Here is a 12,842-nt window from a genome sequence, read left to right on the forward strand (position 1 = left end):
GTCAGCCCTGCCCGACCGACAGTCGCGCAAACAGGCCGGGGCCAAAGCTGGCGGAAACCTGCGCGACCTGTACGTCGTACCCCGCTGAGACACCATCGCTTAGCTTCATCGCGGCGCTATAGACCCAACGCGGTTCTGCAGTGATCTCTTCTCGGATCAAGGACCCGCTGGAGCGAACCTGTACCAGATAGGTTTCAGCTTCTTCCGCCAGTGGTACGTCCAACCCCTCCCAGTCGTCGCCATCCAGACGGGTGCGGCGAATCCAGCTGATCTGGTCCTCGGACGCAGCGCGATGCGCGCGCAGATGAACCGGAGCATAGGGCCGCAGGCCATTGCCGTTGAAAGCCAGAACCTGATGCACATAGGACGGATCATCGTACCCTCGCGCTGCCGGGCCTATGCGATAATGCTTGGCGACACGACGTTCGGACCTCAGAAGGTTGGTCTGCGCGATCCGTTGATCCAGCAAGACAAAGGTCGAACCTTCTGGCCAAACATCCGGTATTGCGGCGTCGCTGCCCAACTGACCACGCAGGCGGCCAGACAAAGCGTAAGTGCCGGGGCTTTCCAACGTTGCTTGGACGAACTGAAACACCTCCCAGTTGTCGGGCGATCCGTCGCCGATTGCTGCCAGATTGGCTCCATTCAGCAATGCGTCGCGCGGTCGGGATTCCAATAGCCCTGCAATCAGCTCGACACGCAAAGGTGCGCCATTGTCCCATACTCCGGCACTTGCGCGCCGCAGCGGTGTTTGCGTGAAGCCGATCACCGCCTGCCGCGAGATCACATCCTGCAAGCTGTAATCCTCATCACTGCCCGAGGAATAGACAGCCGCCCCACCGGGCCACGGATCGGCCGACACTGCGATGTAGGGCGCATGAGGCGCCTCGGCCCCCGTGATCAGCGGCAGGTCCAGAAACACGGGCAGAACCGGAACCGGAGCGACAAAGGGTCGTTCGGGAACGGGATCCTCGGGCAAGTCCGAGGCACTGTAGACGCCCGGCTCAACCCGGACCGCGTCCGCCAATTGCAGCTCGGCCTGTTCCAGACGGTCTATGCGATAACGCGCGCCCTGTTCGTCCCCTGACAGGCTGATAACATCGCCCGCGCCGATGGTCAGCATCGATGGAGGCAAGGCAAAGCGGACAGTTTCGCGCGACACGCGCGCCTCGCTGAGCCACCGTTCGACCGTCTGACGCCCTTCGGTGCGGGTCATCGACAGGGGCATCTCGTTGACCGAGACGGAATGTGTCTGATCGTCTGGTAGAACGGCCTCCTCCGAGACGATGTCGTGATCGGCATCCGATTGCACGAAACGCAACCGCACGCGACCCGTCATCTCAGCTTCGGCTTCGCGCCGGTGCTCGATGGTGTTTTCGACATCCGGGCTGATGGCCAGTTGCTCGGTGTCAAGCACCTGCGGCGTCTGCGCCGCCCGCATCCGAAAAATCAAAACGCCGTCGCGTTCAATGGAATCGAACCCATAGCGCAGCATCAAAGGCTGCAAAGCCGCCCGCGCGTCCGAGACCTGCTCGATCACATAGCCGCGGACAACACCATAAAGCTGCGTGGTGTCGATATCGGTCACTCCGGCTCCGTGGCAGATTTCCGTCACCACGGACGCCAGACTACGCGCGCCAGAGCGTCCGTTCAGCCAATGACCACGGGCATAGTTTTCACCGTCGCTCCACTGGCTGCGCAGATTGGGAAAGGTGGGATAGGGCCGTGCGTCCCAGGCCCAGACATAGGCGTTGGACATGTCAATCATCGGTGCGTCATAGACATCTGATACGGGGTTCAGGGTCGGGTCGGACCAGTACCCCAGCACCGCGCGCAGATATTGAAACTGCATGAAATCATCCCGCAACCCATTGGAATAGGCTGGCAAGCTGGATTCCGAGGACTTTGGGTCCAGAAATTTGTTCGGCTGGTTCGTGCTCTTGTCGATGGCCGCACAGCCAAGCTCTGTGAACCAGATCGGTTTCGACCCCGGAACCCATGCTGTTTGGTTCGCCTGTCGCACACCGCCGATGCGTTCGTGATGCGGGTTGGACCACCAACTGCGCAGGTCCTTGTAGCGCCAGATCCACGGCTCGTTGTGTTGCGCGTCTTCAATGGGCGCGCGGATTTGCGCCTCGGCCTCTTCGGGTGAGGCATAGAACCAGTCATACCCCTCGCCGCCTTCGATATTGCTGCGCAGGTAGTCCAGATCGTAGATCGCATTCGCGCCGGCCTTCAGGTCGGCATGATCCTCGCCGTCCCGCCAATCCGACAGTGGCATGTAGTTGTCGATGCCGACGAAGTCGATATTGTCATCCGCCCACAGTGGGTCGAGTTGAAAGTACCGATCTCCGCTGCCATCCGCAGGCTGATAACCGAAGTATTCGCTCCAATCCGCTGCATATCCGATCTTGGTGTCAGGCCCCAGAATTGCGCGCACTTCGGCCGCGAGGGTGCGCATCTGAGCAACGGCCGAAAAACCCGAAGCACCTCGGATCTGCGTCAGACCACGCATCTCGGACGCGATGCAGAAGGACTCGACCCCACCTGCGGTCTTACATAGCGCGGCATAGTGCAGAATAAAGCGGAACATCCCCCAGTCCTGCGGGCCGGTATAGGTCACTGCACCATCGGCGATGGCAAAATCCGACGCCCGCGCCTGACCGAAGAATGCATTGACCTGCGCATCGGCCTGAGCGGTGCCATCCGGCGAGCCCGCGCGTCCCGGTGCGGTGCTAAGCGTGATCCGTCCGCGCCACGGAAGATGGGGCTGACCGGTTCCGCCCGACCAGGGGTCTGGCAGGTTATTGCCGCTGAGTTGGTCCATCAGAATGAACGGGTAGAACATCACCCGTTTGCCCGATTGCTTCAGGTGCTGGATGGCCTGCACGACCGACGCATCGGCCGGGGTCGCCCCATAGACCGGTCGGTCATTTTCATGCTGTACAAGCTGCGCCTCGGCACGAGACACGCCGGCAACCGTCCAGGGCATATTCTCGCCCTCATATTCCTTGTGCAAAACCTTGGGCTGCAACTGACATTCGCCGCAACGCAGGTCATTCCCGAACCACGACACGATCAAAGAGGCCGCGTCGCATGACGGCAGTTCGGCTTCCAACGCGCGGGTCGAGGTTACAAAATCCGGCACGCCAGACGCCGAGTTCACATTGGCCGCCCAGCTTTGCCCCCGTCCCTTGGTGTAATTCACCTGAGTGCTCGCCAGCGCGTATTCGCCGGTGCCCGGCATCAGGGCCACGCCCCGCACGATACTGGACAGTGCATTCGGTGTCTCTGGCAGGTCGGGCTGATCCGGACGCACCACCTCGAACGAGAATTGCGGCACCCTGTTGCCGAAGGCCGCCAGCTGCAAATCTTCGATCACTACATAGGCTGTCCCCCGGTAGGCCGGAACACTACCGGCCCCCTCAATCGCTTCGATCAAGGGATCAGGCAATTGCGCCTCATCGCCTGGGTAGACCCGCATGTTCAGGCCTGCACGTTCCAGTTCCTCGCCGTCGGCCCAGACCCGGGACACATCGGCGATCTGTCCCGCCCCGACTGCAATCGCCAACGAGATCGAATAACTGTAGCTGTGAGTGGTGGTCGTGACCTCGGGTGCTTTCGGGCTTCCTTTGCCGCCGCCGCCCGACTGCGTGGTTGTGCTGGTGCTGAGCGTTTCCAGAAAGTCCGAGGCCCAGATGACCTGCCCACCAACCCGCATCCGCCCGAATAAGGTAGCGACCGAGGCACCTTCACCCGTTTCTGTCAGTCGGAACCGGTCCAGCCGTCCGGTTTCAACGACCTCGCTGCCACTGCCCATGACCGATTGGCTCATCAGCCGCTGGTCGATTACACGACCCAGCGACGCCCCGATGGCGCGCCCTATGACCGCCGTAGACAACCCCGCGACCGTGCCCCCAATCGCGCCGCCAATCGCGGCACCGGCCGCAGAAAGTACAATCGTCGCCATTTACATATCCTTCCGCGGAAAACAGAAACAGGCGACCACGCGGCGGCGCCAGGGATCGCTCAGGGTATTCTCGACAACGCCATGGCCGGAATACGCATGAATAAACTGCGGTAATGGTTTGATCTGGCTGACAAGTCCGACATGCTTAGCCACGCGTCCGTCACGCATCCGAAACAGCAAAACATCTCCGACTGCCGCCTCCTTAACTGGCTTTGCGATCAGGTGGCGGCGGGCCGCATCCCACATCCGTTCCTCACCCTGCGGTTCAGACCAATCCATAGAGTAGGAAGGCACCGCCTCCGGCTCGACCCCCATGACCGCGCGCCAGACGCCGCGCAGTAGACCCAGACAATCCGCGCCCGCCCCCTTGGTCGAGGCCTGATGAACATAGGGCGTGCCCAGCCAGCTTCGCGCCTCGGTCACGATATCCTGCCTTTCTTCGGTCATCGTCTGCTTCCCCCTGCGTTCGGATTGCTTTTCTTGGGTACGGCCATCACCCAATCCTCGCTCGGAAGATCAGGAAATCCTTGGAAGTTTATGAGATTGCTAAATTTTAATCGACAGGTCTCCATGCGCTTATCGCAACCTGCGGTCAGGCGAACGTGGTCTCCAGCGGCCAGACCACCGCTTATCCCGGACCACAACGTGATGCGACGACCACCCGAGATCGGCTCATCCTGCTTGACCGACGCCCATAGGCCCTCGGCCTGCCCCGACAAAACGTCAACGCGGCCTCGTTCGAACCACGCGGCTAAAGCGGCTTCAGCACCCGTTACCTCAAGCACACTACCATCGGTCAAACGAGTAATCTGGGCTTCGGCCTGAAACCCCGGTGCTTCAACGTCGAACCGACAACTTCGGTCGCCCAGAACCGCCGTACAGGGTTTTTGATAGATCCGCCCCAGAGGCCGGTTCAACAGATCCGTCAGGCCCCGTAGTTCAGCATGAAACGCCCCACCCGCACGACGTATCTCACCAATCGAGCCGCGAAATTGCAGGATACGCTGTTCTGGCTGCGCCCAGTTCACCAACCAGGCTTTGACTTCGGCCCCATCAAAACGACCCGCCTCAATATCCTGTTCCCGAACCGCTGCATCGGACAACGCGCCCATCGCCTCGGAATTATCGATGGACAGGCCCGTAGCTTGTTCTACCGCTGCGGCGGTCAAGCCGGTGCTGGCTTTGAAGGTCAGCCCCTCGAACTGCAATTCCAGATCATGATCCGTAAACCCATAGACCTGCCCGTCCGGTCGCGTGATGGCCCAGCACCGGCACGTAGTCGTCAGCCCGGTTTGCAGATGCGCTTGCAAGCTTTCCCGATCCACGCTCATCAGATACGCACCTCGACAACCGGTACATTGGGAACGTCACCGGCCTGAAAGCTGGCAACGCTGGTTTGAATCTTGTCGGTGTCAAAACGCACGGGCACGTCAAACTCGAACCCCGCGGTGATCTCGACATTCTCGGGCGGCGGGTCGGCGAACATCACTTGCCCGCGCAGCAGATCGACCTCGAAATCCACCCCTTCGCGCATTTCATCCTGTTCCAGGCCTAACCGCACAGTGCCCAGAACCGGCTTGGTGATAGGGCGCACATATTGGAACCCGCCCGAACTGTAGGTTTTAACAAGCTGAAATTCGGTCTTCACGCCGTCTCCGCGCGCGATGACCTGATCGCCTTTGTCCACGTCAGCGGTTGCTGCACCGGATTTGTAGTCGGACCAGTCCTTCCAGCGGAACCCGAACATTTGGCCCTGCCGAGCCTCGAAAAACGAGATCAAAGTCTCGATATCATCCAGAGACCGCATCCCGAACCCAGCGTCATACCGCCTGCGCGAATGAGCCCAAGGGGTGTTGCGTTCTTCGAAACCATTGGCCAGCGTCACGATGTCCGTTCGCCGCTCCGGTCCGCCGACCGAGCCGAAACTCAGGCTGGCGGGAAATCTCACCTCGTGGAAATTCATGACCTGCTCCGTGATTTACCTATTGCGATTGCCGCGACCCAAGGCGCGGCTCATCTGTGCGGCGATCTGGCTTTGACTGCGTCGAAAGCCCTGCACGTCAGGTGTGGTGATGTTCATCACCACATTCACCGCTCCACCTCCGCCCGATGTGCGAACACCCAGCTTGCCATCTGGTCCGCGCGCCAGAGGCATAATCGCCTCAGGGCCAGCCTCACCCATCAGGCCGGTCGCGCCGCGCATCGGGAAAGTCGTCGGGCCGGTGATCACCCCGCCATTGGCAAAGGGCATTACCCGGCCCTGGCTAAAACTGCCGCCGTCTGCAAAGGGCAGAATACCTTGGACAAAACTGCCGACCCCGTTTGCCAGCAGGCCACCGAAATGATCCGTTACCGGTTTGATCGCCGCCGAATAAGCCGTGCGGATCATCGAGTTCTTCAACACATCCAGCGCATCCGATAGGTTCATCCCATCCAGCACAACGCCATCAAAAGCCTTGCGTAGACCACCAGACATACTACGCTCGAGCGTAGCGACGTCCTTGCCGGTTTCCTCAAACGCCGCGCTGATCCGTTTCATCTGGCTGTCAAATGCCGCTGCCATCGACGCAGCATCGCCTAGCGCGTCGCCCAGCGCTTCGCCCCGCTCCTGAAGGTCGTCCAACCCATCACGATCCGTCGTCATCACGCTCTCCTTGTTTCTTGTCCGGGTAGGCCGCCAGCAAAGCGTCCAGCCCCTTGCGGTTCATCGCAGGCATCCCTGCGCCCTGCCCCAGCATCAGCCGCAGCTCTGCCGGGGTCAGACGCCAGAACTGGTCCGGCGTCAGACGCAAGCCGGTCATCCCGGCCCGCATCAGGGTGGGCCAGTCGAACCCGCTCAACGATCCGGCACCATGAAGGCGCGGGCCAACAACTCAGCCGCCGCGCGGGCCCCTTCCATGGGGCCGCCCGCGATCTCGGCGCGCAACATGTCTGCGCGGGTCACATCCGCCCCGCCCCCCCGCAGCCCCGCCACGATCAGCGCCAAAACATCGCCGCTGGAGTAGGCCCCGCCTTCGAACCGCTGCACCAGTTCCACCAACGTCCCGGTGCCGATTTCCTGTTCCAGTTCCGCCAAAGCACCCAGCGTCAGCTTGAGCACCCGTCGCTGCCCATCGATGGTCAATGCCACCTCACCCGTCCACGGATTGGCCATCGGCTTACAGCGCCGTAAAGGTCAGAGCCCCGGCGCTGGCCAGGCTCATCTCATAGGTGGCCTCGCCGTTATGCGAGCCCGCATACTCGATGCCAGTCACCTGAAACGCGCCTTCGACAATGCCGAAATCGGGGATGATCACCTGGAAATCTGGCGTCTCACCGTCAAAGAACAACTGACGCGCACGTTCATCGGTACCTTCGTCCTTGAACACACCCGAGCCCGAGATCGAGGCCGATTTGACCCCAGCCCCCGACAGCAGCTCGCGCCATCCGCCCTGGCTTTCAAGGCTGGTGACATCCACACTTTCCGCGTTGAAACTGACCCGCGTGGCGCGCAGGCCCGCGATGGTCTCAAACAGGCCAGTGCCGTTCATATCCACTTTGACCAACAGGTCTTTTCCGTTCTGGGCAGCCATATGCTCTCTCCGTTGATTGCTTAGTCGTCTTCCACGCGGGCGCGGAATTTCAGGTCGATCTGGCGGATCGCGCCGCCCGTTCCCGTGCGCCGGGCGCTGGCACGTTCGAACCACAGCCCCACAAGGCGGCCCCGATCCAAGCTGAGTGCTGCGCCTTCCAGCGCGTCGCACACCGCGCCCGCCAACGTCTTGGCCGTTCCAAAGCCTGCGGCCTCGGACACCACCGACACAGTGAACCGATGCACAGCGCCCGCGCCTGACCGGTCTGAGGCATCGCGCACCTCTTCCGGGCCCAACGTCACATAGGTTTGGGGCACCGCACCCGCCGGAACCGCGTCATAGATCGCGCCGCCTGACAGCGTACTGACCTGAGCGTCACCGGACAGCTTTTGAAACACCGCCGCCTGCAATGCGGCCGAAACGCCATAACTCATGCTGCCACCTCTTCATCTGCAAAACAGGTCAGGTACTGGCCGCGCGGGTCGCGCTCGGCCACGGCGCGGATTACGAACCGGCGCGAGCCCTCAGAGAACCGCTGATCAGGGCTTGGGCGCATCGACGATCCCTGAGGCGCGCCGCGCACCACGATGCGATAGCCAACGCGCGAGATCGGAACGCCCGCAACAGACCGCTCGGACCCACTTCGCGCGGTGACCTCGGCCCAGACCGTGCCCAGGGCAGCCCATGTCTCGGTATAGCCACCCGCCCCGTCGGCACTGCGTACCGGCGCTTCAAGCACCAGTTTTCTGTTCAACCGGGGCGTCTTCATTGCGCCACCCCGGCACCAAAGCGCACAATCCGGTAGCGTTGGATCAGGCTGGTGACGCCAAAGGGCATACAGCCCGCGCCCAGCGCCGTCTCATCGCGGTATTCATAGTAATGCGCCGCCAGCAGCAGCACCGCCTGGCCCAGATCAGCGGGCAGAGCCCCCCAATCCGCAGCCATCCCGGCGGTAAATGCAATCTTGACCGACCCGCCCGTGGGAATGGTCGGCAGGCTTGCTCCGGCAGGACGCAGACGCGGGCGTTGGCTGTCTTGGGCCAGACGATATCGGCCACTGTCCACCACCGTGTCGGTGCCGGTTGCGTCGGTCACAGTTACCGCGCTGATCGCCGTGACAGGGGCCACCGGCAACACCTCAACCGCCGTATCGCGCCAGCTGTTCAGACCCCATGAAAACCCGCGCGAGATCAGCACCTTTCCAGTGCGCGCTTCAATCGCTGCAATCGCCGCCCGCAGAAAGCTTTTCAACACTTCATCTTGCACACTGTCTTCGGTGAAACCCGTTCCCAGCCGCAGATGAGCCTTGAACTGGTCCACCGGCAGCGCCGCATCCGCGATGGCGGTTTCTTCGATCAACATCATCCATTCACTCCGCAATCTCGGACCCCACCGGGGCCGTAACTTCAGGAATTGACGGGCACGCGCCGCCCCACGTTGCTCGGACGGAGGGGAGCAGCTAGACAACGCAAGGGATCTCACCCCGGCACGCACCCGCCGCCCCGGGGGGCCAATGGCCCCCCGAGGATTCAGCCCGCTTTAGGCGGTGCCGAATTTCACCAGCTTGATCGCGGCAAAGTCGCTCACGTCGCCGCCGACGCGCTTGGTCGCGTAGAACAGGACATGCGGTTTGGCGCTGAACGGGTCGCGCAACACGCGCAGGTCGGGACGCTCGGCAATGGTGTAACCCGCCTGAAAATCACCAAACGCGATCGAGAAACTGTCGGTGCCCGCATCCGGCATGTCCTCGGCGATCAGCACCGGATAACCCATCAGGCGCGCAGGCTCACCCGCCGCCAGACCGTCCGACCACAGGAAGCGGCCATCGCTGTCCTTCAGCTTGCGGATCAGACCCGCGGTTTTCGAGTTCATCACGAATGTGCCGTTCACGCGGTACTGCGCACCCAGCGCGTAAACCACATCGACAATCGCATCCGCATCAACACCGCCGTCGATGCCGGTGGGCACGTAGCCAATGTTGCCCCAGTCCCAAACGTCATTGTCGACCTTGGTGTGGCTCAGGATACCTTTGGGCTTGTCTGCCCCATCACCGTTGATAAAGGCCGAGGCTTCGGCGCGGGCGAACTTGTCTGCAATGCGGCCTGCCAGCCAGCCTTCGACGTCAAAGGCGCTGTCATCCAGCAAACGCTGCGAGGCTTTGGGCAGCGCGCTCAGCTCGTGCAGCGAGATCGAGATACGGTCAATCGACGGGGTCGCGGTCTCACTCGCAGCGGTGTTCTCATCGGCCCAGCCCGCGCCCACATCGGTATGGTCGATCAGCACATCGAACGAGTTCGCCTCGACATTCACCACAGACGCGATCGAGCGGATCGAGGCGGTGGATTTCAGCACCGACTTGATTATTTCAGCGGTCTGCGGATCAACCAGATAGCCGCCATCGCTGTTCACAGCGCTGGACAGGGATTTCGATTCCATATCAAGCCCGCGCAGGCCGTCATCCTCGCCCGAACGCACATAGGCGTCAAAGGCCTTCTGGTGCGGTGCGCCGTCCTCGATCGAGGCCGCAAGGTGCGGACGCGCCGCGATGGTTGATTTACGATCCAGCATGGTCAGTCGCTCTTCTGTCTGTTGCAGTTGGGTTTTCACTTCTGCCTTGAGGCCCTTGAATTCATTCACGAAGCCAGCCATCGCCTGCTTCACCTCCTGAACCAGGGGCGCACCCTCTCCGGTCAAGGCCGGGGTTTCGGTCTTGCTCATCAGCACTTCCATTTCTTGGGTGGGGGTTGAGGCGCGCTAGGTCCGCGCCAGCTCCTGCCGGGCGGTGTTGAACACCTCGGCAATACTGCGCCAGGTGTCTTGCGCGTCAGGCTCAACGCCCTTCGCCGCCACCCGCGCACTGGGCAGCATCGGGAACGTCACCAAGGACACCTCCCACAGCTCCAGTTCGATGAGGACCCGCTGGCCCTTGTCATTCTTTACGGCCCGTTTGGTGCGATAGCCAATCGACAGGCCATCCAAGGCCCCCGCGCGGATCAGCTCGGCCGCCTCACGGCCCTTTTGCGTGGCCTCTAGCAGACGCCCTTTGACCCAAAGGCCCCGGTCATCCTCGCGCACCTCGTCCCAGACGCCGATGGGTTGCGACGGATCATGCTGCCACAGCATCTTGACCCGCTGCCCAGCTTTCGCCACACCGTCAAGCGAGCCGCGATACGCCCCGCGTTGCACCACGTCGCTGCCCTGATCGACCTGTCCGAATAGGCTGGCATAACCCTCGATCACCGCATCATCCGTTACCGTAAGCCCGTCTCCGAACCGTGCGAATTTGTGTTCCAAATCCATGAACACCTCCTCGTAAGCCTCTGATTTTACGGCGCCGCCGCAAGGAATGACTGAAACACCTGCGCCAGGATCACTGCCGCGACGCCATAGACCGTCAACCACAACCGTTTCTCCAGCCGTTCCATCATTTCTTCGATCTGATCCAGCCTGCGGCACAAATGGTCGTGCTGGATCTCGGCCACCCTCTCATGCGCGGCCAGACGCAGGCCCGGCGCGCAATCGAACGGGGGATACCCCTCAGCCATCCGCGCGCTCCGGCAGCCCCAGCAAGGCGCGCTTTTCAGCGTCGGACAGGAAGTCGGCGCCATTGACCCGCGCCCATTGCGCATCGCGTTCCGCCGACAGCGCAGGCACCTGATCCAGATCGGGCTTCAGCACCAGATCCTCGCCCGAATACCCGGCCAGCCATTCCGACACCGCCGCCGCCACCCGCGTTACCAGAGGCAGCACGGTCAGGCGGTAAAACGCCCGATTGGCCTCTTGATAGTTCGAATAGGTCGCGTCGCCCTGTATCCCCAGCAACATCGGCGGGACACCAAAGGCCAGCGCGATCTCGCGGGCGGCAGCTTCCTTGGTCATTTGAAACTCCATATCGGACGGCGAAAAGCCCATCGGCTTCCAATCCAGCCCCCCTTCCAGAACCATCGGACGACCTGCATTGCGCGCCCCGCGATAGTTCTGCTCGATCTCATCCGACAATCGCCGGAACTGTTCCTCGGCCATCACCCCATGGCCATCGCCCTTCCACACCAAAGCCCCCGAAGGCCGCGCCGCGTTGTCGAGCAGCGATTTTGACCACCGCGACGCGCTGTTATGCACATCAATCGCCATCGCCGCCGCCTGCATGGGCGAAAAGCCATAATGGTCATCCTGAGGGTGGAAAGATTTGATGTGACAGATCGCATCCGCAGGGAAGCGGTGTGTCTTGCCGCCCGCCGTGTAATCATACGCCTTGGGCCAACCATCCGCACCCGGCACCACGCTCATCCGGTCAGAACGCAGGACGTGCAGCTCAAGCGGCAAGCCTTCTTCGGCCTGCACGGCCTCGACATAGGCATTGCCCGACAGCAACAACTGCCCGAACAAAGCCTCCATCAACTCCGCCCGCCCCTGCGCCGCGTTAGGGCGACGCATCAACGACAGGATCGGATGCGCATCATAGCGCTGCGCCTGATCCTGCAGGACCAGAGGCAGCGCCGCCGCCGCCTCGGCAATCAGCTTGACCGACCGAAACCCCACCGGGTTGCCCGAAAACCCCGTGCGGGTCAACGACACCGCGTCCCGAGGGCTCCACGCCACGCGCCCGCCTGTCTGCCACGCCACCACGGGACCCGCCGCGCTGGCCTTCGCATCGGGCGCTTCGCCCGCCGATCCACGACGCAAGAAATCGAATACCATCTGTGCTCCTTTCTGCCGCTGCTCTGCCCGGCTTGTTGAAAGGAGTTATGCAGGAAAGAAGTTTAAGCCTTGGGAATGGGGCGTACGGGGGTTGGGCAACGGTGGCATTATCGTGTGGTTACGACGTTTTACCTGCCATGATAAAAACACGTGACATGAATGTCAGAAAATCTGTATCAACCTAACATGTTGATTGAGTTCTTTAAAAAAGTTGGCAGTTCGAAATGGTTGCCGTGGATCGGGTTAACTCCAATCCTGATTTTCTTAGTTTGCGCGATTATTGTCGGAGAAGGTCTCCTTGGTATCGCAGGTGTAGCCTTTTTAGCCAGCATGCCTTTAGGTGTCGCGGTGGGTGGGTTTGCCGCGCATCGTTTGAGCAGGAAATTGTTCCCACGTAAGCCCGAGATCGAACAAAGGCTTACCCAATCGCTTTCGGCACTCGGGTTTCTTTCGTTGCCTTCTTTCGTCGGATGGGCGGCCAATTCTTACTTGGATGCAGGAATCGACATGTATTCTCTGAAAACACATTTGTTTTGGGCTTGCGTCGTAAGTGGCGGCTTTTTTCTGATCAATCCAAGTTCATCAAAGACTTAGCTTGTCGT

Annotated in this window: 16 protein-coding genes; 1 reads left to right on the forward strand and 15 read right to left on the reverse strand. The window is 61.4% G+C overall.

The window, feature by feature from the left end:
• Position 1: 1 nt before the first annotated feature.
• The 15 genes from ACR0L1_RS04780 to ACR0L1_RS04850 all read right to left on the reverse strand — a co-directional run bounded on the left by ACR0L1_RS04780 (position 2) and on the right by ACR0L1_RS04850 (position 12,240).
• Positions 2-3,970: a baseplate multidomain protein megatron gene (locus ACR0L1_RS04780; protein WP_480857431.1), complete on the reverse strand. Its 3,969-nt coding sequence runs from the start codon at positions 3,968-3,970 to the stop codon at positions 2-4.
• Complete coding sequence (locus ACR0L1_RS04785) at positions 3,971-4,417, reverse strand: NlpC/P60 family protein (RefSeq protein WP_480502553.1); 447 nt, start codon at positions 4,415-4,417, stop codon at positions 3,971-3,973.
• Positions 4,414-5,301 carry a DUF2163 domain-containing protein gene (locus ACR0L1_RS04790; protein ID WP_480548356.1) on the reverse strand — a complete coding sequence of 296 codons (888 nt, stop codon included), beginning with the start codon at positions 5,299-5,301 and terminating at the stop codon, positions 4,414-4,416. Before ACR0L1_RS04790 ends, ACR0L1_RS04785 begins: the two co-directional genes overlap by 4 nt.
• A complete protein-coding gene (locus ACR0L1_RS04795; protein ID WP_170788808.1) occupies positions 5,301-5,933 on the reverse strand; it encodes a DUF2460 domain-containing protein in 633 nt (210 codons plus the stop codon). Before ACR0L1_RS04795 ends, ACR0L1_RS04790 begins: the two co-directional genes overlap by 1 nt.
• Positions 5,934-5,948: 15 nt before the next feature.
• Positions 5,949-6,614 (reverse strand): phage tail tape measure protein, encoded by a 666-nt coding sequence (locus ACR0L1_RS04800; protein WP_480857434.1) that lies wholly within the window; start codon positions 6,612-6,614, stop codon positions 5,949-5,951.
• The gene (locus ACR0L1_RS04805; protein WP_170788810.1) at positions 6,598-6,810 is read right to left on the reverse strand and encodes a rcc01693 family protein; all 213 of its coding nucleotides are present in this window, start codon (positions 6,808-6,810) and stop codon (positions 6,598-6,600) included. Before ACR0L1_RS04805 ends, ACR0L1_RS04800 begins: the two co-directional genes overlap by 17 nt.
• Complete coding sequence (locus tag ACR0L1_RS04810; protein ID WP_170788811.1) at positions 6,807-7,124, reverse strand: gene transfer agent family protein; 318 nt, start codon at positions 7,122-7,124, stop codon at positions 6,807-6,809. The genes ACR0L1_RS04805 and ACR0L1_RS04810 overlap by 4 nt, the downstream gene beginning before the upstream one ends.
• Positions 7,125-7,128: 4 nt before the next feature.
• Positions 7,129-7,542, reverse strand: a complete 414-nt coding sequence (locus ACR0L1_RS04815) for a phage major tail protein, TP901-1 family (RefSeq protein WP_480857436.1) — start codon at positions 7,540-7,542, stop codon at positions 7,129-7,131.
• Between the two features lie 20 nt (positions 7,543-7,562).
• A complete protein-coding gene (locus tag ACR0L1_RS04820) occupies positions 7,563-7,976 on the reverse strand; it encodes a DUF3168 domain-containing protein (protein WP_480502557.1) in 414 nt (137 codons plus the stop codon).
• A complete protein-coding gene (locus ACR0L1_RS04825; RefSeq protein ID WP_170782621.1) occupies positions 7,973-8,311 on the reverse strand; it encodes a phage head closure protein in 339 nt (112 codons plus the stop codon). The genes ACR0L1_RS04820 and ACR0L1_RS04825 overlap by 4 nt, the downstream gene beginning before the upstream one ends.
• Positions 8,308-8,907, reverse strand: coding sequence for a head-tail connector protein (locus ACR0L1_RS04830; protein WP_480502558.1), 600 nt, complete (start codon positions 8,905-8,907; stop codon positions 8,308-8,310). The genes ACR0L1_RS04825 and ACR0L1_RS04830 overlap by 4 nt, the downstream gene beginning before the upstream one ends.
• A 174-nt stretch (positions 8,908-9,081) precedes the next feature.
• Entirely contained in the window at positions 9,082-10,260 is a 1,179-nt protein-coding gene (locus ACR0L1_RS04835; RefSeq protein WP_170788814.1) for a phage major capsid protein, read from the reverse strand.
• Positions 10,261-10,296: 36 nt separating this feature from the next.
• The gene (locus tag ACR0L1_RS04840; RefSeq protein WP_480857439.1) at positions 10,297-10,842 is read right to left on the reverse strand and encodes an HK97 family phage prohead protease; all 546 of its coding nucleotides are present in this window, start codon (positions 10,840-10,842) and stop codon (positions 10,297-10,299) included.
• A gap of 26 nt (positions 10,843-10,868) precedes the next feature.
• A complete protein-coding gene (locus ACR0L1_RS04845) occupies positions 10,869-11,087 on the reverse strand; it encodes a GTA head formation protein, RCAP_rcc01685 family (protein WP_170788816.1) in 219 nt (72 codons plus the stop codon).
• The gene (locus ACR0L1_RS04850; RefSeq protein ID WP_480857441.1) at positions 11,080-12,240 is read right to left on the reverse strand and encodes a phage portal protein; all 1,161 of its coding nucleotides are present in this window, start codon (positions 12,238-12,240) and stop codon (positions 11,080-11,082) included. The genes ACR0L1_RS04845 and ACR0L1_RS04850 overlap by 8 nt, the downstream gene beginning before the upstream one ends.
• A 159-nt stretch (positions 12,241-12,399) precedes the next feature.
• Here ACR0L1_RS04850 and ACR0L1_RS04855 point away from each other — a divergent pair, with 159 nt between their 5' ends.
• Positions 12,400-12,834 (forward strand): hypothetical protein, encoded by a 435-nt coding sequence (locus tag ACR0L1_RS04855; protein WP_170788818.1) that lies wholly within the window; start codon positions 12,400-12,402, stop codon positions 12,832-12,834.
• Positions 12,835-12,842 lie beyond the last annotated feature (8 nt).

This window comes from Ruegeria sp. J8 (assembly GCF_056531925.1).

Coding starts and splice junctions, on each gene's coding strand:
- ACR0L1_RS04790 (WP_480548356.1), bottom strand. CDS start 5,301: ATGAGCGTGGATCGGGAAAGCTTGCAAGCGCATCTGCAAACCGGGCTG.
- ACR0L1_RS04850 (WP_480857441.1), bottom strand. CDS start 12,240: ATGGTATTCGATTTCTTGCGTCGTGGATCGGCGGGCGAAGCGCCCGAT.
- ACR0L1_RS04830 (WP_480502558.1), bottom strand. CDS start 8,907: ATGATGTTGATCGAAGAAACCGCCATCGCGGATGCGGCGCTGCCGGTG.
- ACR0L1_RS04840 (WP_480857439.1), bottom strand. CDS start 10,842: ATGGATTTGGAACACAAATTCGCACGGTTCGGAGACGGGCTTACGGTA.
- ACR0L1_RS04785 (WP_480502553.1), bottom strand. CDS start 4,417: ATGACCGAAGAAAGGCAGGATATCGTGACCGAGGCGCGAAGCTGGCTG.
- ACR0L1_RS04855 (WP_170788818.1), top strand. CDS start 12,400: ATGTCAGAAAATCTGTATCAACCTAACATGTTGATTGAGTTCTTTAAA.
- ACR0L1_RS04815 (WP_480857436.1), bottom strand. CDS start 7,542: ATGGCTGCCCAGAACGGAAAAGACCTGTTGGTCAAAGTGGATATGAAC.
- ACR0L1_RS04810 (WP_170788811.1), bottom strand. CDS start 7,124: ATGGCCAATCCGTGGACGGGTGAGGTGGCATTGACCATCGATGGGCAG.
- ACR0L1_RS04820 (WP_480502557.1), bottom strand. CDS start 7,976: ATGAGTTATGGCGTTTCGGCCGCATTGCAGGCGGCGGTGTTTCAAAAG.
- ACR0L1_RS04825 (WP_170782621.1), bottom strand. CDS start 8,311: ATGAAGACGCCCCGGTTGAACAGAAAACTGGTGCTTGAAGCGCCGGTA.
- ACR0L1_RS04835 (WP_170788814.1), bottom strand. CDS start 10,260: ATGAGCAAGACCGAAACCCCGGCCTTGACCGGAGAGGGTGCGCCCCTG.
- ACR0L1_RS04795 (WP_170788808.1), bottom strand. CDS start 5,933: ATGAATTTCCACGAGGTGAGATTTCCCGCCAGCCTGAGTTTCGGCTCG.
- ACR0L1_RS04800 (WP_480857434.1), bottom strand. CDS start 6,614: ATGACGACGGATCGTGATGGGTTGGACGACCTTCAGGAGCGGGGCGAA.
- ACR0L1_RS04845 (WP_170788816.1), bottom strand. CDS start 11,087: ATGGCTGAGGGGTATCCCCCGTTCGATTGCGCGCCGGGCCTGCGTCTG.
- ACR0L1_RS04780 (WP_480857431.1), bottom strand. CDS start 3,970: ATGGCGACGATTGTACTTTCTGCGGCCGGTGCCGCGATTGGCGGCGCG.